General features: G+C 68.6%; 22 protein-coding genes and 1 pseudogene. 13 read left to right on the top strand and 10 right to left on the bottom strand.

Annotated elements, in window-relative coordinates; translation table 11 throughout:
- The first annotated feature begins 9 nt into the window (after nt 1–9).
- The 8 genes from JWN68_RS14915 (at nt 10) to JWN68_RS14880 (ending at nt 6122) form a co-directional block, all read left to right on the top strand.
- Nucleotides 10–915, top strand: coding sequence for a polysaccharide deacetylase family protein (locus JWN68_RS14915; RefSeq protein WP_297740288.1), 906 nt, complete (start codon nt 10–12; stop codon nt 913–915).
- A complete protein-coding gene (locus JWN68_RS14910) occupies nt 912–1643 on the top strand; it encodes an SDR family NAD(P)-dependent oxidoreductase (protein ID WP_297740286.1) in 732 nt (243 codons plus the stop codon). The genes JWN68_RS14915 and JWN68_RS14910 overlap by 4 nt, the downstream gene beginning before the upstream one ends.
- 131 nt (nt 1644–1774) lie before the next feature.
- On the top strand, nt 1775–2566 hold the full coding sequence (locus JWN68_RS14905; protein WP_297740284.1) for a polysaccharide deacetylase family protein: 792 nt from the start codon (nt 1775–1777) through the stop codon (nt 2564–2566).
- Between the two features lie 82 nt (nt 2567–2648).
- The gene (locus JWN68_RS14900; protein ID WP_297740282.1) at nt 2649–3632 is read left to right on the top strand and encodes an NAD(P)/FAD-dependent oxidoreductase; all 984 of its coding nucleotides are present in this window, start codon (nt 2649–2651) and stop codon (nt 3630–3632) included.
- Between the two features lie 35 nt (nt 3633–3667).
- Nucleotides 3668–4009, top strand: a complete 342-nt coding sequence (gene fdxA / locus JWN68_RS14895; RefSeq protein ID WP_297740280.1) for a ferredoxin — start codon at nt 3668–3670, stop codon at nt 4007–4009.
- Between the two features lie 159 nt (nt 4010–4168).
- Entirely contained in the window at nt 4169–4960 is a 792-nt protein-coding gene (locus JWN68_RS14890) for a hypothetical protein (protein ID WP_297740278.1), read from the top strand.
- On the top strand, nt 4957–5268 hold the full coding sequence (locus JWN68_RS14885; protein ID WP_297740276.1) for a YciI family protein: 312 nt from the start codon (nt 4957–4959) through the stop codon (nt 5266–5268). Before JWN68_RS14890 ends, JWN68_RS14885 begins: the two co-directional genes overlap by 4 nt.
- 8 nt (nt 5269–5276) lie before the next feature.
- Nucleotides 5277–6122, top strand: coding sequence for an NAD(P)-dependent oxidoreductase (locus JWN68_RS14880; protein WP_297740274.1), 846 nt, complete (start codon nt 5277–5279; stop codon nt 6120–6122).
- Nucleotides 6123–6403: 281 nt separating this feature from the next.
- Here the strand turns inward: JWN68_RS14880 and JWN68_RS14875 are convergent, their stop codons facing one another.
- From JWN68_RS14875 to JWN68_RS14860, 4 genes are read right to left on the bottom strand one after another with little or no spacing between them, the layout of a single operon-like run.
- Nucleotides 6404–6982, bottom strand: coding sequence for a 3-phenylpropionate/cinnamic acid dioxygenase subunit beta (locus tag JWN68_RS14875; RefSeq protein ID WP_297740272.1), 579 nt, complete (start codon nt 6980–6982; stop codon nt 6404–6406).
- Nucleotides 6979–8490, bottom strand: a complete 1512-nt coding sequence (locus JWN68_RS14870; RefSeq protein WP_297740270.1) for an aromatic ring-hydroxylating dioxygenase subunit alpha — start codon at nt 8488–8490, stop codon at nt 6979–6981. The genes JWN68_RS14875 and JWN68_RS14870 overlap by 4 nt, the downstream gene beginning before the upstream one ends.
- Nucleotides 8491–8512: 22 nt before the next feature.
- A complete protein-coding gene (locus tag JWN68_RS14865; protein ID WP_297740268.1) occupies nt 8513–9766 on the bottom strand; it encodes an FAD-dependent oxidoreductase in 1254 nt (417 codons plus the stop codon).
- Entirely contained in the window at nt 9763–9960 is a 198-nt protein-coding gene (locus JWN68_RS14860) for a ferredoxin (RefSeq protein WP_297740266.1), read from the bottom strand. Before JWN68_RS14860 ends, JWN68_RS14865 begins: the two co-directional genes overlap by 4 nt.
- A 38-nt stretch (nt 9961–9998) precedes the next feature.
- Here JWN68_RS14860 and JWN68_RS14855 point away from each other — a divergent pair, with 38 nt between their 5' ends.
- The 4 genes from JWN68_RS14855 to JWN68_RS14840 all read left to right on the top strand — a co-directional run bounded on the left by JWN68_RS14855 (nt 9999) and on the right by JWN68_RS14840 (nt 13623).
- A complete protein-coding gene (locus JWN68_RS14855; protein ID WP_297740264.1) occupies nt 9999–11189 on the top strand; it encodes an MFS transporter in 1191 nt (396 codons plus the stop codon).
- A complete protein-coding gene (locus JWN68_RS14850; protein WP_297740262.1) occupies nt 11186–11917 on the top strand; it encodes a FadR/GntR family transcriptional regulator in 732 nt (243 codons plus the stop codon). Before JWN68_RS14855 ends, JWN68_RS14850 begins: the two co-directional genes overlap by 4 nt.
- Nucleotides 11918–11998: 81 nt before the next feature.
- The gene (locus JWN68_RS14845; protein ID WP_297740260.1) at nt 11999–12868 is read left to right on the top strand and encodes an NAD(P)-dependent oxidoreductase; all 870 of its coding nucleotides are present in this window, start codon (nt 11999–12001) and stop codon (nt 12866–12868) included.
- Complete coding sequence (locus JWN68_RS14840; RefSeq protein ID WP_297740258.1) at nt 12865–13623, top strand: class II aldolase/adducin family protein; 759 nt, start codon at nt 12865–12867, stop codon at nt 13621–13623. Before JWN68_RS14845 ends, JWN68_RS14840 begins: the two co-directional genes overlap by 4 nt.
- Nucleotides 13624–13722: 99 nt before the next feature.
- On the opposite strand, the gene pcaC is transcribed toward JWN68_RS14840, so the two are convergent.
- The 5 genes and pseudogenes from pcaC to pcaH form a co-directional block, all read right to left on the bottom strand.
- Complete coding sequence (pcaC, locus tag JWN68_RS19410; protein ID WP_366519819.1) at nt 13723–14109, bottom strand: 4-carboxymuconolactone decarboxylase; 387 nt, start codon at nt 14107–14109, stop codon at nt 13723–13725.
- A gap of 48 nt (nt 14110–14157) precedes the next feature.
- Nucleotides 14158–14799 (bottom strand): annotated as a pseudogene (locus JWN68_RS19405) (alpha/beta fold hydrolase); the annotation flags it as partial.
- A gap of 83 nt (nt 14800–14882) precedes the next feature.
- Nucleotides 14883–16073, bottom strand: coding sequence for a lyase family protein (locus JWN68_RS14830; protein ID WP_297740254.1), 1191 nt, complete (start codon nt 16071–16073; stop codon nt 14883–14885).
- The gene (gene pcaG, locus JWN68_RS14825; protein WP_297740252.1) at nt 16070–16633 is read right to left on the bottom strand and encodes a protocatechuate 3,4-dioxygenase subunit alpha; all 564 of its coding nucleotides are present in this window, start codon (nt 16631–16633) and stop codon (nt 16070–16072) included. The genes JWN68_RS14830 and pcaG overlap by 4 nt, the downstream gene beginning before the upstream one ends.
- Nucleotides 16630–17412, bottom strand: coding sequence for a protocatechuate 3,4-dioxygenase subunit beta (pcaH, locus tag JWN68_RS14820; protein WP_297740250.1), 783 nt, complete (start codon nt 17410–17412; stop codon nt 16630–16632). Before pcaH ends, pcaG begins: the two co-directional genes overlap by 4 nt.
- 69 nt (nt 17413–17481) lie before the next feature.
- On the opposite strand from pcaH, the gene JWN68_RS14815 reads away from it, so the two are divergent.
- Nucleotides 17482–18222: an IclR family transcriptional regulator gene (locus JWN68_RS14815; protein ID WP_297740248.1), complete on the top strand. Its 741-nt coding sequence runs from the start codon at nt 17482–17484 to the stop codon at nt 18220–18222.
- Here JWN68_RS14815 and JWN68_RS14810 read toward each other — a convergent pair.
- Nucleotides 18152–19117 (bottom strand): LysR substrate-binding domain-containing protein, encoded by a 966-nt coding sequence (locus tag JWN68_RS14810; RefSeq protein ID WP_297740246.1) that lies wholly within the window; start codon nt 19115–19117, stop codon nt 18152–18154. The genes JWN68_RS14815 and JWN68_RS14810 overlap by 71 nt on opposite strands.
- Between the last annotated feature and the right edge of the window lie 50 nt (nt 19118–19167).

Genomic DNA, 19167 nt, shown 5'->3' with positions numbered 1-19167 from the left:
GGTGCAGGCATGACTGACTCACACGCCCAAGCGTCGTATCAGTGGGAGCACCGTCCGCGCCTCCCCGAGAGACCTGCGTGGTTCACCTCGTGGCCGCAGGGCGCCCGGATCGCCGTCAACATCACGATCCTTCACGAGTGGGAGTCGGTGCCACGCCCTGTGCGCCCGATGCCCGTAGGCGCCGCCCACCACTTCGACTACCTCGCACTCGGACAGCGCGAATATGGAGTCAGGGCCGGGCTGCCGAGGCTGTTGGACTGTGTCGAGAGGCACGGCGTCTCCGCGACCGTCATCTGCAACGGGCTCGTCGCCGAACTGTTCCCCGAGTCGGTGCAGGACGCTCAGCGACGTGGACACGAGATCGCGACGCACCAGTGGGACCAAGCGGTGCATCCGCCGGTCTACGCCACCAAGGAGATCGAACTCGAAGCCCTCGACCGCGCCGTGTCCGCTCTGGAGCGTGTGACGGGGGAGCGGACCGCGGGCTACATGTCGCAAGGCCCCAGGCCGACGATCAACACCCTCGAACTCGTCGCGGAGAAGGGTTTCATGTGGACCGGCGACTACGCCGACTCCGACTTCCCCTATCTGATCGACGTCAATGGCACGAAGATCGTCTCCGTCGGATACGGGATGCCCGCCTCGGTGGACTGGGACATCGCGTCCCTGGGGGCGCGGGGAACGCGCGACCAGCTGACCGCGGAGTTCGACGCAGTCTATGCCGAGTCCAGTCAGCATCCGATGATGTTCCGCTACGCGATCCACACGCACATCGGTGGTCGACCCGCCATGGCGAAGGTCCTCGATGACCTGCTTACGCACGTGGGATCGCACGAGGGCGTGTGGTTCTGCCGCAACATCGAGATGGCCACCTTCTGGCTCGAGCGGCAGGCGGCTTGGGAGCAGAGGCAATGAGCGGCGTCGCAGTCGTCACCGGCGGCATCGCCGGCATCGGCCGGGCCGTCTCCTTGGCCCTTGGCGACCGCGGATTCGACGTGGCCGTCCTGGATCCCGGACCAGACGACGAGCATGTGGTCAGCTCGCTCACCTCGTCGGGACGCAAGGCGCTGCACCTGCCGATCGACGTCTCCCATGAAGCAGACGTCGAGGCGGCGGCGGCGACCATCAGCGCGGAACTCGGCGACCCTGTGGTGCTCGTGAACAACGCCGGTGTCTTCCCGAGGTTCGCGGCGCTCGAGGGGTCCTACTCCGAATGGATGGACGTCGTACGCATCAACCTCGGTGGCGCGTTCCTCTGCAGCCGGACGTTTGCCCCCGGCATGCTTCGCGGCGGTCAGGGTGCGATCGTCAACCTGTCCTCGGGCCGTGCCCTGGCCGGTGCTCCGCGTGGCAGTCACTATGCCGCGTCCAAGGGGGGAATCATCGCCCTGACCCGAAGCCTGGCCCTGGAGTGGGCCCCGACAATCCGGGTCAACACGGTGATCCCCGGCTTGACAGACACCAGTCAGCCCCGGGTGGACATGAGCGAGGACGATCTGCAGGAGGCCGCGCGAGCCATCCCGCTGGGGCGTATCGGTCAGCCGAGGGACGCCGCGGAGCTGGTGTGCTTCCTGGTCAGCTCCTCGGCGGACTACATCACGGGTCAGAGCTATGCCGTCAATGGGGGGGCGATCCTCCAGTGAACGAAGACGTCGTCGAGCTCGAGCACCCCGGCAGCCTCGGGGCCTCGCAGCGCCACGGACGATTCGACTACTCGCCGATAGTTGCCCGCCCGCCTCTGCGATGGCCGGGGGGTGCACGTGTTGCCGTGTGGATGGTCCTCAACCTCGAGTATTTCCACTTCAGCGAGACGTTCCCAGGTAGCCCGGACCCCGGTGCGGTTCCGGACGTCCCCGGCTATTCCTTGCGGGAATACGGGAACCGGGTCGGTGTGTGGCGATTGATGGAGATCTTGGACCGTCACCAGATCAGGGCGACGGCCGCCGTGAACTCAGAGCTCTGCCTCCATGCACCCGCGATCATCGAGGCGGGACAGGCGCGGTCCTGGGAGTGGATGGGGCACGGCGTGTCGAACTCGGTCCGGATCCCTGGCCGGACCGCGTCGGAGCAGGGAGCGATGATCGAGTCGACCTTGACCGGCATCAGCGCTGCCACTGGCGTGCGACCCACAGGTTGGCTGGGCCCTGGACTGGCTGAGACGCAGGAGACTCCCGACCTGCTACGCCAGGCGGGCCTGACCTACGTTGCTGATTGGGTCAACGACGATCAACCGTTCCCTATGACGACCGCCTACGGCGATCTGTACAGCATCCCCTACACGTTCGAATTGAACGACAAGCTGATCTTCGGTTCCCGCGGTGCCCCTGCTTCGGAATTGCACGACATGATCGTCGACCAGTTCGACGTCCTGCACCGAGAAGGTGCCGACTCTGGCCGCGTCATGGCGATAGCGCTGCACCCGTACCTGACCGGTCAGCCGTTCCGTTCGGCGCACCTGGACCGCGCCCTCACGCACCTGCGGCAGCGAGACGACGTGTGGTGGGCCACGGGCAGCGAAATCATCGAGGCCTACCGCCGTAGCACCGAGATGCAGGAGCACGAGTGAGTGCCTCGCTCCCGGGCCCGCGACGGCGAATCCTGGGTCTGGCCGGCCCGTGTCGAGCGACATTTAGCGTCGAGGTGGACGAATGACTGACATCAACGTGGACATCCTCATCGTGGGTGCCGGCCCTGCCGGACTCTACGCCGCCTACTGCGCAGGGTTCCGGGGGATGCGCACCGCTGTGATCGACTCACTGCCCGAGGCGGGTGGTCAGATCACGGCGCTGTACCCGGAGAAGCGGGTCTACGACGTGGCTGGGCTCCCGGGAGTGAAGGGCCGCGAACTGGTGGCGGGGCTTCTGGAGCAGTGCAGGACCTTCGAGCACACCTTCCTCCTCGGAGATCAGGCGCGCACCCTCCAGTCGGGGGACCAGGAGGGACGCTTCGAGGTGGGCACGAGCGCCGGACGTCGCATCAGGTGCGACGCCATCGTTGTCACGGGTGGCATCGGGACGTTCACCCCCCGCCCGTTGCCCGCTGCCGCCGGTTTCACCGGTGCGGGCATCAGCTATTTCGTGCCCGACCCGACCCAGTTCACAGATCTCGACGTCGTCATCGTGGGGGGCGGCGACAGTGCCTGCGACTGGGCCCTGACGCTCGAGCCGCTGGCACGTTCGGTAACTCTGGTGCACCGACGTGAGCAGTTCCGCGCCCACGAGCACACCGTCGCGTTGATGCGTGAATCCTCCGTGGACGTGCGCACGTGCGCGAACGTGGGGCGGATCCTCGGCGAGGGAGCGGTCGAGGCCGTGGAGATCGTCGACATCTCCGGGAACACCATCGAGACGATCAAGGCCCAGGGCGTCATCGCCGCTCTGGGCTTCGTGGCCAACCTCGGTCCACTGCTGACGTGGGGGATCGAGACCAGGGACCGCCGCATCGTGGTCGACACCCACATGTCGACCTCGGTGCACGGGATCTTCGCCGCCGGCGACATCACCCAGTATCCCGGCAAGGTGCGCCTCATATCCGTCGGCTTCGGCGAAGCCGCCACCGCGGTCAACAACGCGGCCGTCCTGCTCGACCCCACCCTCGATCTCTTCCCGGGGCACTCGACCGACGCGGTCTAGGCCTCGTTCCCCACACGTTCCAGATAGGAGTCATCATGCCGTACGTTGTCTCAGGGTCCTGTGTCGACGTCATGGATCGCTCATGCGTCGAAGAGTGCCCCGTCGACTGCATCTACGAGGGCTCGCGCAAGATGTACATCCAGCCCGCCGAGTGCATCGACTGTGGCGCGTGCGCCCTCGTCTGCCCAGTGGACGCCATCCATTCCGACGGCACCCTCCCCGACGAGCAGGCACATCACAAGCAGGACAACCTGGCGTTCTTCGTCGAGATCCTCCCCGGTCTGACCGAGCCCCTGGGTGTACCAGGGGGCGCGACCGCACTGGGTCCGGTGGACGCCGACACGCCCTCGGTCTCGGTCATCGAGCGGAGCGGGTGAGGAACAAGCGCCCCAGGGACGCGGACGGCCCAGGACGCATCTCGAGAACTACCGCAGCCGGGGGCGCGTCGGCGTCCCCGCCCGGACATAAGGAGTTGAGTGGCTGTGTACGCATGGAGAGCCAGGATCGGGTTCATCAGTCCCACGCACCGTGGCAAGGTGTTCGCCTTCTGGTATCAGAACGCGCCGGACGGCGTCGAGATCATCCCGACGTACATCGGGTTCCGCCAGAGCACTCCGGAGACCTTCCGTGCCGGAATCCAGCGCGCCGAGGAGCTCGCCGAACAGTTGGCCGGCTACGGGTGCACGGCGATCGTCGTCAGCGGGAGCCCACCTTTCCTCCTGGAGGGGCCCGTCTTCGAGCAGGAGTGGGGCGAGGCGCTCTCGAAGCGCCTCGGCATCCCGGTGATCACGCCGATGGCTCCTCACATCGTTGCGTCGAAAGCGCAGGGCATCACGTCGGTGGCCATCGCTTCCTACTACGGCACGGAACTTGTCGACGCCATCGTCAGGTACTTCGACCACTTCGGGATCGATGCCCAGGCGTTCCCCGGCTACAGCAGGCCCGGGGCGGAACCGTCTGCGCTGTACTCGACCTCCCTGTCCGATCTGGATGCGGTGGATCGCTACGAGGTCTACCGCTATTGCAAGCAGGGCTTCGCGGAACTGGCGAGGCCGGTCGACGCGATCTACATCAACGGTGGTGGCTGGGATGCCGCTCCTGCGGTCGACCTGCTCGAACGGGACCTCCGGATGCCGGTGGTCTTCGCGCTTGCGGCCGAGATGTGGCGCACGTACCGAGTGCTGCAGATTGAGGCGGGCATCACCGACTGCGGTGCGCTTCTGCGCGGCGACACCTCCACCGCACAGATCAGGACCGCGGCCGCCGGGCGCGGAGACCGAGCAGGGCAATCGTGGCCGCAGGGGCGCGGCGAGGGCATGACCCAGTGACTGTCTTCATGGTCGTCTACACCTACCGCCAGGACGCGGCGGGCCGGGAGCACGTCCGAGATGCCCATGTGGAGTTCCTCCGCGAGCTCGCCGAGCAAGGCGTGAACCTCCTGTCCGGGCCGCTGGATGACGGCTCGTCCTCAGGCATGCAGCTGATGCGGTCCGACAGCGCACAGGGGCTGACCGAGCTGCTGTCACGCGATCCGTACGCCGTCCACGGATTCCTGACCAGTACCCAGGTGCACGAATGGAAGCCGATGCTCGGCTGGCTGACGTCGTATGTCGACCCTGCCGGTGGTCCGCGGTGAAGGTGGTCGTGACAGGTGGTCTCGGGAAGCTGGGCCGCTGGGTCGTCGACGAGCTCCTGACCGCTCGGGCCGGCCGCTGCGAGTACGACGTCATCGTCTTCGACCGTGCCGGCAGCGAGGCCCCGCAAGACGCTCGTCGGATCCACGGCGACATCCAGGACCTCGACCAGGTCGCGCGGGCGCTGGACGGAGCAGACGCGGTCGTGCACCTGGCAAGCGTGCCCACGAACGGACTCGTGCCCGACGAACAGACCTTCGGGGTCAACGTCATGGGGACGTTCAACGTCTACGAGGCGGCCCATCGCTCGGGAGTTCCGCGAGTCGTCACGGTGGGCAGTGAGGCGGTCCTCGGCTGGGCGCCCTCGGCACGGAACGAGACGACCGCACCTCGCTACTTCCCCATCGACGAAGAACACCCGACCGAGCCCCAGGACACGTACGGCTTGTCCAAGCTGGTCGTCGAGACGATCGCACGGTCCTACGCTGCGCGCTCGAACCTGGTGACCGTCGTGCTCCGACCGCCGTGGATCCTCGAGCCCCACGAGCTGGAACACCTGCGCGAGCAAGGTGGTGTGGTCCCGGAGGCGTTCAGCCTGCTGCACTACGTCGACGCCCGCGATCTCGCCCGCGCCTGTCGGTGCGCCCTCGAGCAGCCCCTGGTCGGTTGCCACGTCCTGTTTGTCGGCTCCGGCGAGAGCCTGGCGGCCGAACCGCTCAGCTCGTTGCTGCCGAGACTGAGACCACAGCTCGGACGCCTGGCCGACAGCTTGGAGAAGGGCGGGGGCTCGGTCTCGGTGGCGCGTGCGGCTGAGGTCCTGAACTGGCGACCGCAGCACTTCTGGCGCGAGGACTAGAGGGTATGGAGTGACCGCTCAGGCCTGCTGAGCGGTGTCTACCGAGCGTACGAGCGTTGTGCTCGATGTGCACGCACGACCGGTCGCGGCAGCAGCGATCGACGGCGTCACAGGCGAGCCCATTCAGGCGAAGCTGACCCCGTCACACGAGCACATCCGATCCTGGGTCCGGGGCCTGCCTGGTCCGGTAGCTGTGAGCAACGGTCACCACGGCCGCGACGCTGGTCGGCATGGACATGAGGGCCCGACGCGGATGCGCCCAGCCCTCATGCCGCAGCCGGTCAGATGAAGATGGACAGGTTCTTCGCCATCAGCACCGACTGGTCGAGCAGCAGGGTGCGCTTGACGACCTGCCAGTCCTCGCCGACCTGACGCAGGATGTCGGTACGACGGCCCACCATGATGTCCGTCTCGTCGGAGACGCGGTTGCGGTAGACGAGGAAGCGGCTCGAGACCTCGACCTCGGGCAGGGCGACGCGCTTGAGGCGAAGGTTGGTCACCAGGTGCGACACCCGCGACACCGGTTCCTCGGCCCAGTGGACGCCCGTCATCAACTGCATGACACGGCTCACCTGCGTGTCCTTCGGCTCGTCGAACCAGCACACCTCGGTGAGCGCCTTGGTCTCTTCGCGTGCGACGACGTCCTGGAAGGGGACGTTCATCCGCAGCGGCACGGTGTACCGGTAGTCGTCGGCCAGCAGGTCCAGCCACTCCGTGTACCGGCGCTCGTCGAGCAGGTCGGCCTCGCGGTACAGGAAGTCGCTCACGTCAGCGAGGAGGTCACGAAGCTCCGCCCTGCTCAGGCCGGTCTCGTTGACGAACTGGGGCTGGCCTTCGTTCGCGCTCAGCGTGCCGGTCATGACCGCGCCTCCTCAGCAGCATCAGCAGCCTGTCGTTCCTGGATCTTCGGTATGCGGTCGTCGACCGCTGCCGACGCCCGCAATTCGTCCTGAGGGGTGTTGTCGACGTATTCGACCCAGCGGCGGTAGAAGGCGCGGGCATTGACCTCGCCGGCGATGGCGTGGTCGGAGTGGACCGCACCTTCGAGGGTGCTCAACTGCTCACGTCCGAGGCCCTGCTGGTAGTTGTAGGCGTGGCGACGGGCCACGACACCCAGGCTCGCCTGCGTGGCGTAGTCCCAGTTCTCCATGTCGTCCTGCTCGGTCATGCCAGCGGGGCCGCCGTACCTCATGTAGTACTCACGCAGCCAGGTGCGCACGAAGTCGGGCGCGTCCTTGTCCACGAGGAACCAGCGCCACACCTCGGTCTCCGTCGCGCTGATCGGGTGCGCGACCAGGATCGAGCGCGGGAACCCTCCCGCGAACGACATGTTGGGAAACATCGTGGCTGGACCCCGACCGCCGAGCGGTCGGCCCTCAGCCCTGAGCTTCTCGGAACGCTTGTTCCACGCGTTGTCGAAGTACTCCGTCAGCTCGGGCTCTGCGAACTCCGGGTAGGGGAGCTCGTAGTCGAGGTTGTCCGAAGCGCCGTGCCCGAGGCGAAAGGAGGTCTTCATGCGGCCCTTCGAGAAGCCACCCTGGTTCTGGCGCTCACCGTGACGACGCTTGCCCCGGCCGCCCGGGCCGATTCCGACGGCCTCGACGGACGCGTGCGTCGAGGCGCCGTGGTAGGTGTCGCCGAGGAAGTTCTCCGAGACGAACTTCCAGTTCGCCTTGATGCGCCACTTCAGCACACCATGGAACACCTCGGTACCCGCCTCGGTGCCGTCGAAGGCATCGGCGAGGTTGTCGAGCCACCAGTGGAACTCGCCGACGTACTCGTCGAAGTCAGGCGCTTCCGAGTCCCAGGTCGCGAAGACCAGGCCCTTGTAGTTGTGGACGCGCGGCGCGCGGACCAGGCCCCACTTCGCCTTGTCGAGCATGCCTTGGTAGGCCGACTTCATGTGCGGGACGCCGTGGAGATCGCCAGGGACGTCGACGAGCGAACCGTCGATGCTGTAAGACCACGCGTGGTAGGGGCAGGTGAACTGCATCGTGTTGCCCTCGTCGTAGCGCGAGACCTTCATGCCGCGGTGGCGGCAGGAGTTGAGCAGGACATAGACCTCACCCTGGTCGTCTCGCGTGAGCAGCACCGGGTCCGAACCCATCCAGGAGCTGAAGTAGTCGCCTGGATTCGGAACCTGCGAGGCATGCCCGACGAAGAGCCAGGCTCGCGGGAAGAGGTTCGTGAGCTCTTGGCGGAAGATCGCCTCGTCGACGAAGATCTCGCGCGAGACCTCGCCGTTGGCGACGTCGACGAGCGGCGCCACCTCGCGGTTCGGCAGGGGGTGTGCTGGGGCGGCCAGACGCGGCGGCTGGGGAGATTCGCACGCGGCTGACGGGTCCCCGCGGGTGTGTTCGACGGTCATTGTTGATCCTTTCGTTGACGTCTCAGAGCGCAGCGGTGCGGCGGCGGTCGGCAAGTTCGGACAGCGTCGAGACAAGGGCGTCCACGTCGGCCCTCGCCTCCCACGCGTGGCGGCAGGCGGCGATGGCGCGCGGCCAGCCGAGGGTGACGGCAGCAGCGACCACGCCGTTCGCCTCGTAGATCGCCACGGTCTTCTCGGTGCCCGACACGTTGAAGCGATGCATGGTGACCGCGTCCGCCTCGGCCGGCCGGCCGACCATCTGGACCTTGAGGTCGAACTGGTCAGACCAGAAGTACGGCGCCTTGAGGGGCTGGGGCGCCGACGTCGGATCGACGATCTGACGCGCCACGGCGTGGGCGTGCTCGACGGCGTTGGTCCAGTGCTCGACCCGGTAGTCCTTGTTGGTCACCGGATCGACCTGGCGCGCGACGTCGCCGATGGCGTAGACGCCCTCTGCGTGCGGGCCGAATCCCTGGGCGAGAACCGCGCAGCCGGCGTCGACCCAGACGCCATCGGCGATCTTCAGGCCCGAGTCGCCGAGCCACTCGGTGTTGGGCGTCGCGCCGATGCCGACGACCACCGTGGCCGCCTCGACGCGGCGGCCGTCGGCGAGCCGGACGAGGGTGACGTCGCCGGACCTTTCGATCGTTTGGACCGTAGCGTCGGTCAGGAGTTGGACCCCATGGTCCTGGTGGAGCTCCGACAGCAGGCCGCCGACCTGAGCACCCAGCGCACGAGCGAAGGGCGCCTGCATCGCCTCGGTCATCGTCACCTCCGTGCCGAGGCTGCGGAAGGACGCAGCGACCTCGGCGCCGATGAATCCGGCGCCGACCACCGCCACCGGACCAAGGCTTGCGCGCGCCGCCAGCTCGCGCGCGTCGCGGAGTTCGCGGACGGTGAAGACGCTGTCAAGCTCGTTGAGCGCTGGCGAGAGGTTGCGCGGGCGAACGCCGGTTGCGATCACGAGGGCGTCGTACTCGACCTCGTCGCCATCGGCGAGGGCAACGGTCATGGAGTCGATGTCGAGGCCGGTCGCCCGCACGCCGAGGCGCGCCTGCGCACCCAGTGCCTCGAACCCGCCCTCCCCCAGCAGCAGGATCTGATCCTCGGTTTGGGTGCCCATGAGCACCTGCTTCGACAACGGCGGCTTGTCGTAAGGCTTCTCCTCCTCCTGACCCACCACGGTGATGTCGCCTCCGAAGCCGAGTCGACGTAGCTCCTGGACGGTGCGCACACCACCCACCGAAGACCCGACGACGACCACGTGGTCGCTCACCTCGCCCCCTCGATCCAGATGGCGGCGACCGGGCAGCTGCGGACGGCTTCCTCGGTGGTCTCCCGCTCGCCCTCGCTCACCTCCTGCTGCACCACGACGACCATTCCGTCGTCGTCAAGATCGAAGTGCTGTTCATCGATCGCCACGCAGTTCCCGTAGCCCTGGCACTTCCCGACGTCGCTGCCCAACTTCATGTCTACTCCTAATAGGTCAATGGAGGTACCATTACCGTATGACGACGGCCACCGCGTGTCAACCGACACCTTCCGAGGCCTGGTTCATGGGCTCGTGCGGAGCTCTGTTCTCGTTCGCGATGGGACTGTCCGCCGTCGCGATTCCGCTCTACGCGCTCGCTCGAGGGATCACTGCTGCCGAGATCGGGATGCTTGTCGCGTTCTCCGCCGCGGCCCAACTGGCGATGCGGTCCGTCATGGGGCGTCTCCTGCGTCGAGTGGCTGACAAGCACTTCATCGTCGCTGCAGGTGCGCTGATGGCCATGTCGTGCGCGCTGCTCGTGGGGTCCCCCGCGTGGTGGGCCTTCCTGCTGTCGCAGGTAGCGCAGGGTGCCGCCCGCGGGGTGTTCTGGACGGGTGGGCAGGTGCACGTCGTGCGGACCCACGACTCGTCGGTCACGGCGATCGCCCGCATGAACCTCACCTCCGGCGTCGGACAGACGCTCGGTCCTTTGGCCGCTGGTCCCCTGATCGCCCATGGCTCGGCGCTGTGGGCACTGGGAGTTGCCGCGCTGGCGGCGCTCGCTGCGATGATCCCCGCGGCACTTCTCGTCCGTCTGGACCCACCTCGGCCGGCGAGGCGGACCAAGGCAGGGCAGCACCGACCCGGTGCGGCGGACGTCGCACCGGGCGTCGGCCTCGCCAGCTGGGCAGGCGCGGTCGCCGGTGCATGGCGTTCGATGATGAACTCGTTCGTGCCGGTCGTGCTCGCCGAGGTCGGCCATGCTGCGCCCGCCATCGGCGCGGTGACGGCCGCTGCCAACCTCGCCTCGATTGCCGGGAGCTCGGTTGTCACCTGGATACGGCTGGCGCGACTGGCACCCGTCCTCGTCCTCAGCATCGCCTTGACCGGCGTCGGCCTGGCGGGCTTTGCAGGCCTCGCCCAGTGGCTCGGCGCCGCCGCGGTGGCCTTGTTCGTGTCCGGCATCGCAGCCGGACTGCTGCAGACAGCCGGCCCAGCCCTGGCGAGTGAGTCCGTCCTCGTGGACGAGCGCGGTGAGGCGTTGGCGAAGGCGGGGACCTACCGCGCCGCTGCCCTCCTCGCGGCGCCCCTGCTGGTCTCAGGACTGGTCGGTCTCATGGCGACACCGATGGCCGTGGTCGTCCTGGGCGGACTCATGGCTGGTCCGGTCGTTCTAGCACGAGGGCGGTCCTCGCCTACGATGGAGCCGAAAGAAGGAGAGCCGTGACCGCACACATGCATTCCGAGGCCGAGGCTGGGGCGGGGGGGATCGTGTTCGCTCCGGTCTCCAACGTCCGGATGTCGGCGACCATCGTCGAGCAGGTTCGCGGTCGCATCCGCTCGGGTGATCTCGCCGTGGGTGATCGGCTGCCGTCCGAGCGTGCTCTGTGCGAGCAGTTCGGCGTGAGCCGCAGGACGGTTCGAGAAGCCTTCCGGATGCTCGAGGCGACGGGTCACATCACGATCAAGCTCGGCAAGGAGGGCGGGGCTTTCGTCACGGCACCCTCGGCAGAGCTGGTCGGTGAGGGCATTACGGACCTGATCGCCTCCTCGGGCCTGACCTCGGCGGAGGTCACCGAGGTTCGCTCCCTGATGGAGATCGCATACCTCCCGCTTGCTGTCGAGCGTGCGACCGACGAGGACATCGACCGACTCCGCCTGATGTGCGATCGGCACGAGGCGGCACGCCTCGACGCGACGTACGGCGTCGAGATGTCCCTCGAGTTCCACCTGGCCCTTGCCGCATGCACACACAACGCGGCATCGGTGCTGTTGTTGGACTCCCTGCGCGAGTCGATCCTCCGCTCACTGTCGGACGCCCACCACAGCGGGACCTCCGGTGTCGCCGAGCATCGCAGCGTGGTCGACGCCCTGGCCGCGCGCGACGTGGACAGCGCGACGGCGACCATGCGAGCGCACCTCGACCGGACGGCCGCTGCGACAGCAGAGCACTGATTGTTTTGGTGTGACCATTGCCCTACATGGGTGTTCGGCCCTACGCTGATCAGAGATGATGTCTGCAGAGCGGGGCTTGGAATGAACTTCGGCATTGTCGGCCTGGGTCGCATGGGAACGGCCCTGGGTCGTTCGCTGGTGCTTCAGGGCGTGGCCGTCCACGGTTACGATCGCGAGCCGCAGGCTCGTCGCTGTGCCGCCGATGTCGGCCTCGTCGTCCACGACGAGCTCGCCGACCTGGCCAGTGCGTGCGACACCGTCGCCACGTCTCTTCCGACGACCGCCGCAGTGCGGTCGGTCGTCTTCGACCTCGGCGACGTCCTGTGCGAGGGCTCGCTCGTGATCGAGACATCCACCTCGTCGCCTGCGTTCGCACGGTCTGCGAATGAGCGGCTCGCGCGCCGTGGTGTCCGGTTCGTGGACGCCCCCGTCAGCGGCAAGGCACCGCACTTGACCATTCTCGTCGGCGGTGAACAGGGCGTGCTCGGTGATGCTGGGGACGTGCTCGAGCTGGCGGCCTCAGCGATCGTCTACCTGGGCCGCCCAGGTGATGGATACACGGCCAAGCTCCTTCAGCAGTACGTCAAGTACGCACGCTTCCTGGTGGCAGCGGAGGCGCTCACGTTCGCGCAGCACGAGGCCATGGATCTCAGCGCGACCTTGGCTGCGCTCCAGGCCGGCACCGGTGCCCTGCCAGGACTGGGAAGTGCCGAGGACTACTTCCTCGGTGACGGGCCGGCGGTGGCCGCTCGCGCTCCGGTGTCGACCATCACCAAGGACCTGGAGTTGACCCGAACGATGTTCGTGGAGGCGGGCTTTCGCAGCCCGTCGTTCGAATCGCTCGCTGAGTTCTTCCTGGCGGCGGACAGCGAGGCACTGCACGACCGCCCCTATCCCGAGGTCGTCGGACTCCTGGAGGCGTTTCGATACTCCCAGGAGGCACGCCGGTGAGCACCGTTGAGATGTACCCAGGCGCTGAGGACACGGAGGTGCTCCGCCGCGACGTCGCAACCGGCTGCCGCATCGCCGGCCACCGGGGGCTGTGCGAGGACATCCTGGGTCACATCAGCGTTCGGTCCGAGGACAGCCTGCTCATCCGCTGTCGTGGCCCGCGCGAGAGCGGTCTCATCTTCACTGAGATCACGGACGTGCGCCGTGCGTCGTACGAGGGCGGGTTGATGGAGAAGGCCGCCGGGTTCTCCGTGCCGAACGAGATCCACATCCACACCGAGATACTCAAAGTGCGGTCGGACGTGCAGGCGGTCTTCCATGCCCACCCACCCGCCATCGTGGCGCTGGACCTCGCGGGCCTCGAGCTCTTGCCGGTGGTCGGTGCCTACAACATCCCGGCCAGCCGGATGGCGGCGAAGGGTATTCCGCTCTACAGCCGCAGCGTCTTGGTCAACACCCCTGCGCTGGGGGCTGAAGTGGCCGAGGTACTGGGTGATTCTCCGGCCTGTGTGATGCGAGGCCACGGTCTCGTCACGGTCGGCCGCACGGTCGCGGAAGCGGTGAGCCGCGCGCTCAGCCTCAACTCGCTGGCGCGGATGATGCTGCGATCAGCGAGTGCCGGAAGGGTCCCGGCGGCTCTTCCCGCTCAGGACCTGGCCCAGCTGCCCGACCTCGGCGCCGGCTTCAACGATGCCCACCTGTGGCGGTTCGAGACGGCGGCGCTCCGCGCGATGGGGCTCGACCTCGCCGACTGAGGTGCCAGGGCCACTGAGCAGGCGGTGTGGGCAGGCCTGGGCCGACGCCTCGACGTCGAGGACTGTCGGGCCCCTGAAGCGATCTACGCCGATGGGTGCTCAGAGGTCCTCGTCGAAGACCTGCTGAGCGATCCGGAAGGCGGTGTTGGCGTCCGGGACGCCGCAGTAGATCGCAGTCTGGAGGATGACCTCCTTGATCTCTGCGACCGTCAGCCCGTTGCGCACCGCCGCGCGCACGTGCATCTCGAGCTCCTCGTGATGACCGCGGGCGATCAGGGCAGTGAGCACCGCGATCGAACGGTCGCGGCGCGCCAGGCCGGGTCGGGTCCAGATCGTGCCCCAGGCGTACTGCGTGATCAGCGTCTGGAACTCCTGGGTGAGGGATGTGGCCGCAGCGGTGGCCCGATCGACGTGGGTCTCGCCGAGCACCTCGCGGCGCACGACCATTCCGGCCTCGTAGACGTCCTGGAGCGTTGGCGAAGCCACCAGTTGGCCGCGCAGCAGGGCGGCGACTCCGTCGGGCGCCTCGGCGGGGGCGAGGTGCGCGACATCCCCGAGCACGACAAGCCGGCCGTGCGTCATGCCCGTCGCGATCTCGGACAGGGCGGTGGTCGGCGTGACCGCGTCATGGGCACCAGCCACCGCCAGCACCGGTGCGGTCACCTCTCCGAGCCGATCGCGCACATCGAAGGCGGCGAGCGCGTCGCAGACCTGGGAGTAGCCTTCCCTGTCAGCCAGCTCCAGCGCGTGAAGCAGAGCGGACGCGACCTCGGGCGAGCGGTCGAGGAACCCGGGGGCGAACCATCGCTGGGCCGAACCGCCCACTACCGCTCCGGTCCCGGAGGCACGCACCGTGGCGGCCCGTTCGGCCCATGCCTGCGGCGTGCCGATCCGGGCACCGGTGCACAGCAGCACGGCCCCCGTCACCGCCGCGGGTGCGTCGAGCAGGAGTTGCAGCCCCACAGCGCCGCCGACCGAGTCCCCGGCGTAGGCGAAGGGCCGATCATCGCCGCGCGCCGCACGGGCCCGGTCGATGTAGGCCAGTACGCCGTGGGCGAGCTCGGACATGGTGAACGGCTCGCCGACCGGGGCGTTGTCGTGGCCTGGGAGGTTCCAGCCCACGACGTGGAACTCATGGCCCAGCCGCTCGGCGACGTGGCCCCACAAGGTGGTCACGGTCGTCCCGAGCGACGGGCCGACGACGAGCAGGGGAAGGCCGGCGTCGCCAGCCAACTCGACGCCGGTGATCTGCGGGATGCTCACGATGCACTCTGCAGGTAGGTAGCCGCGCGGGCCAGCACGGCGTCGATGAGGGCGTCGCTGGTGCCCAAGTAGTTGTCGGTGCCGACGTCGGTGCCCGAGAAGGCGGCGATCGCGACGCGCTCGGCGGTGAGATCGGACCAGGCCCCGCGGGCGGTCGCGCGCATGCGGTCGCCATCGACGCGCAGGCCGGCGAGGAGGTCGGTAGCCTGCGAGCCGGCGACCACGGTGCGGCGAGCGAGGTCGCGGAGTGCCGCCCACTCGGCGTGCCAAGGGCCGTCGGGTCGTTCGTCCCCCGCCAGCGCAGCAGCGGTGTGGAGGGTGGCGGCCAATGGCGGGGCTGCGAGCGCGGCCCGCCGGATGAGCACCGACAACACGGGGTTCCTCTTGTGCGGCATCGTCGAGGACCCGCCGGGGGCCAGCTCGGACACCTCGCCGAGCTCGGGCCGCGAAAGCGTGACCACGTCGGTGGCGATTCGGCCCCACGCGTCGGTGCACGAGAGCAGCGCGTCGCCGGCGGCTGTGACCTTGCCTCGACTGGTGTGCCACGGCACGACCGCGACAAGGTCGAGCCGGGCGGCCGTCGCGTCGACGAGCGCGGTCGCGTCAGCCGCTGAGCCTGCCAGCTCCGTCACGGCAGACAGCGTGCCGGCGGCTCCGCCGAGCTGGGCGGGAAGCGCCAGCGCCCCCAGCCGATCAGCCGCGTCGAGGACCCCGGTCAGCCAGCCGGTGACCTTGCTGCCGAAGGTGATCGGCACCGCGTGCTGCGCCAGCGTCCGCCCGGCCATGAGTGTTGAGCGGTGTTCGCCTGCCAGCTCGGCCAGCCGGGAGACCTGGCCTGCCACCTCGCTCGCGATCGTGTCTGCGACGTCGCGCAGGCACAGGGCGAGCGCGGTGTCGACGACGTCCTGGCTGGTCAGACCCCGGTGCACCCAGGCCGACCCGGACCGTTCGCGCAGGGCCAGGGCGACGGGTTGCGCGGGATTGCCTCCGGCCTCGGCGGCCCGCGCCAACGCCGGGAGGTCGTCGGGACCGAGTAGACCCGAGAGATCGACGCGGGTCGGCGCCGTACCGGCGTCCACGAGCGCGTCGAGCCACGCCTGCTCGACCGCCACCATGGCCGCAAGCAGGGCTGCATCGTCGAACAGGCCGTCGGCGCGTTCGATGCCCGGCCAGAACAGGTCGCTCACGGCCGCCGCCTCTCCGAACCGTCGAAACGCAGGAACACCGTCTCGTCCTGGCCCTGGAGTCGGATGTCGAACCGGTAGCCCCGGTCGCCGGGCTGGGCGAGCATCGTCGCACGTCGCTCGTGAGGCAGTGAGGCGAGGAACGGATCGATGTCGATGTCGGGTCCCGGGATGTAGGCGCGGGTGAAGAGTCCGTCGAGCAGGCCGCGGGCGAAGACGGTGATGGCCCAGAAGGCCGGCCGGGCAGGCTCGGTCGGCCCCGGTTCCAGGGTCGAGAAGACGTAGCGGCCGTCGCGGCCGGTCGAGGTGCGGCCGAAGCCGGTGAAGGCCCACCCGTCACGGCGTATCGAACCCGCTTCTCGCGAGACGGTGCCGTCCGGACGTGCCTGCCACACCTCGATGAGGGCGTCCGGCACCGCGACCCCGGCTCCGTCGAGGACGACCCCGTGCAGCGCGATCGACCCGGTCGAGCCAGGAGGGACCAGGTTGCGGTCTCCGTCGTAAGGCAAGCCGTAGTGGAAGAACGGGCCGACGGTCTGGCCCGGCGTCGGTGCCAACCTCACTGGTCGTCCTCCTGCTCGAGAGGGGTCGAGGTGCCTCCGGACAACACCACATCCCAGCGATAGCCCGTCGCCCACTCGTGCGTCGTGACGTCGTGGTCGTAGGTCGCCACGAGCCGCCCGCGCGCCTCCGGGTCGGTGATGGACTGGTAGATCGGGTCCAGCGCCAACAGCGGGTCGCCCGGGAAGTACATCTGCGTCACCAGGCGTTGGGTGAAGTCCGTGCCGAACAGCGAGAAGTGGACGTGCGCCGGTCGCCAGGCGTTGTTGTGGTTGCGCCACGGGTAGGGGCCAGGCTTGATCGTGGTGAACCGGTACCAGCCGGCATCGTCGGTCAGGGTGCGGCCGGCGCCGGTGAAGTTGGGGTCGAGGGGCGCCGGGTGCTGGTCACCCTGATGGACGTAGCGGCCGCCCGCATTCGCCTGCCAGACCTCGACGAGCTGTCCCTGCACCGGGCGGCCATGGCCGTCGAGGACGCGACCCGTCACGATGATGCGCTCGCCGATCGGTTCTCCGGCGTGACCGATGGTCAGATCGGCCTCGAGCGGGTCGACGTCCCAGTGCCCGAAGCACGGCGCTGCGCGCTCGATCGTCTCCGGGTCGACGTGGTGAAGGTCCTTCGTCGGGTGGCGAGTGAGCGAGGAGCGGTAGGGCGCGAAGTCGAGGCGCGGTCGCTGCTGCGCGGCCCCGGCGCATCGTGGGTCCTGGTGGAGTGTGGCGATCTCCGCGCTGATCGCGGTCTGGGTCGGTAGGCGGGATGCCGGCACGGGGACGCTGCTCATGGCCGGAGGCTAGGGCCGATTACCTGGGAAGGTCTCCCCGTGCTTCCACTCAGTGGAAGAATGCAGGTCATGGCAGGCAACACCGGCAATCCGGGCGCGACCGTCACGGCCCGCGTCATCGCCGTCCTCGCCGCGTTCGACGAGCGTCATCGACGCCTGGGTGTCACCGACATCTCCCGCCGCTCGGAGCTACCGCTCTCGACGACGCACCGGCTCCTCGGAGAACTCGTCGCCCACGGCGCGCTCCAGCGTGAGGGCAGGGACTATGTGATCGGGCGAAGACTCTGGGACGTCGGGCTGCTGGCGCCGGTGCAGACCGATCTCCGAGAGGCAGCCTCGCCGTTCCTCCACGACATCTACGCCGCGACCCGGGCGACGGTCCACCTCGCCGTCCGCGATGGCAACGAGGCGCTCTACTTGGAGCGTCTCTCCGGTCGTTCGTCGGTGGCGATCGTCAGCACGGTGGGCTCGACGCTGCCGCTGCATGCCACGGGGGTCGGGAAGGTGCTGCTGGCGCACGCGCCTCAGGACCTATGCCGCGAGGTGCTCTCTCGCCTCAGCGCGGTGACGCCCCACACCGTCACCAGCCCGCGCACCTTGACCGCGCAGCTCGAGCGGGTCCGGAGCAACGGATACGCGACGACCGAGGACGAGATGAGCCTGGGCGCGTGTTCGGTCGCCGTACCCGTGCGGCGGCGCGGTGACGTCGTGGCTGCGATCGGCGTGGTCGTTCCGACCCTCAAGCGTGATCGGGGTCGGCTGGTGGCCGCGCTTCAAGTGGCCGGTCGTGGGATCGGGCGGCACCTGTGACGCGGACCGGGGGACACGCCATCGTCCGGATCGCCGCTACTGTCCGCTCCAGATGGGGCGCGAAGCTGTCAGTGCGATAGGCGACGGCGAGCTCGACGGTGGTGACCGGGCGCACCAGCGGGAGGTAGACCACCCCCTCCAGGGCCAGGGCGGTGACCGGCGCGGGCACGACGGCAACCCCCAGCCCGCCGGCGACCAATGTGATGAGGGTGGAGGTCTCGCCCACCTCGTGGCGCACGCGAGGTTCGACACCCGCGTCGCGCAGAAGCCCGAACACGACGTCGTGCATCACCGAGCGCCGATCGGCGGAATGGATGATCAGGTCGGCACCCCCGAGGTCCGCGGCTCGCACCTGTCGGGCGCTCGCCAGGGGGTGGTCGACGGGCACGGCGAGCACGAGGCGGTCCCGGCGCAGGGTGAGGACGGTCAGCGAATGGTCGGCGACCGGTGGTCGCAGCAGCGCGATGTCGATCACCCCTGCGCGCAGTGCCTCGACCTGGTCCGGGACCAGCATCTCGCCGCGGAAGGAGAAGTCGATGCCGGGCAGCTCCGCCGCCAGCCGGCGCGAGAGGGCCGGCAGCAGGCTGTATGTCGCCGACCCGACGCACCCGATCGCGAGATGACCCACCGCGCCGGCGGCGACGCGACGCGCCTCGTGCGCCGCGTCGTCGACGCTGGCCAGGATCGCGGACGCGCGGTCGAGGTAGGCCGCGCCGGCGGTGGTGAGGTCGACCCGGCGCGTGGTGCGATGCAGCAGTTCCACGCCCAACTCGGCCTCGAGCTGCCGGATCGCCTGGGAGAGTGGCGGCTGTGCCATGTGCAGCCGGGCGGCGGCGCGCCCGAAGTGTCGCTCCTCGGCGACCGCGACGAAGTAGCGGAGATGGCGCAGGTCCAAGACGCACAGCCTCTCAATCGCCGCGGATATTGATACTTCACGATATCAAG

The organism is Nocardioides sp. (assembly GCF_025964975.1).
Lineage (GTDB): Bacteria > Actinomycetota > Actinomycetes > Propionibacteriales > Nocardioidaceae > Nocardioides.
This window is presented reverse-complemented; position numbering and strand designations above follow the sequence as displayed.

Excerpts from the sequence above, each read along its gene's own strand:
- JWN68_RS14900 (WP_297740282.1), top strand. The coding sequence starts at position 2,649 with ATGACTGACATCAACGTGGACATCCTCATCGTGGGTGCCGGCCCTGCC.
- JWN68_RS14875 (WP_297740272.1), bottom strand. The coding sequence starts at position 6,982 with ATGACCGGCACGCTGAGCGCGAACGAAGGCCAGCCCCAGTTCGTCAAC.
- pcaH (WP_297740250.1), bottom strand. The coding sequence starts at position 17,412 with ATGAGCAGCGTCCCCGTGCCGGCATCCCGCCTACCGACCCAGACCGCG.
- JWN68_RS14870 (WP_297740270.1), bottom strand. The coding sequence starts at position 8,490 with ATGACCGTCGAACACACCCGCGGGGACCCGTCAGCCGCGTGCGAATCT.
- JWN68_RS14905 (WP_297740284.1), top strand. The coding sequence starts at position 1,775 with ATGGTCCTCAACCTCGAGTATTTCCACTTCAGCGAGACGTTCCCAGGT.
- JWN68_RS14860 (WP_297740266.1), bottom strand. The coding sequence starts at position 9,960 with ATGAAGTTGGGCAGCGACGTCGGGAAGTGCCAGGGCTACGGGAACTGC.
- JWN68_RS14855 (WP_297740264.1), top strand. The coding sequence starts at position 9,999 with ATGACGACGGCCACCGCGTGTCAACCGACACCTTCCGAGGCCTGGTTC.
- JWN68_RS14910 (WP_297740286.1), top strand. The coding sequence starts at position 912 with ATGAGCGGCGTCGCAGTCGTCACCGGCGGCATCGCCGGCATCGGCCGG.
- fdxA (WP_297740280.1), top strand. The coding sequence starts at position 3,668 with ATGCCGTACGTTGTCTCAGGGTCCTGTGTCGACGTCATGGATCGCTCA.
- JWN68_RS14915 (WP_297740288.1), top strand. The coding sequence starts at position 10 with ATGACTGACTCACACGCCCAAGCGTCGTATCAGTGGGAGCACCGTCCG.
- JWN68_RS14845 (WP_297740260.1), top strand. The coding sequence starts at position 11,999 with ATGAACTTCGGCATTGTCGGCCTGGGTCGCATGGGAACGGCCCTGGGT.
- JWN68_RS14815 (WP_297740248.1), top strand. The coding sequence starts at position 17,482 with ATGGCAGGCAACACCGGCAATCCGGGCGCGACCGTCACGGCCCGCGTC.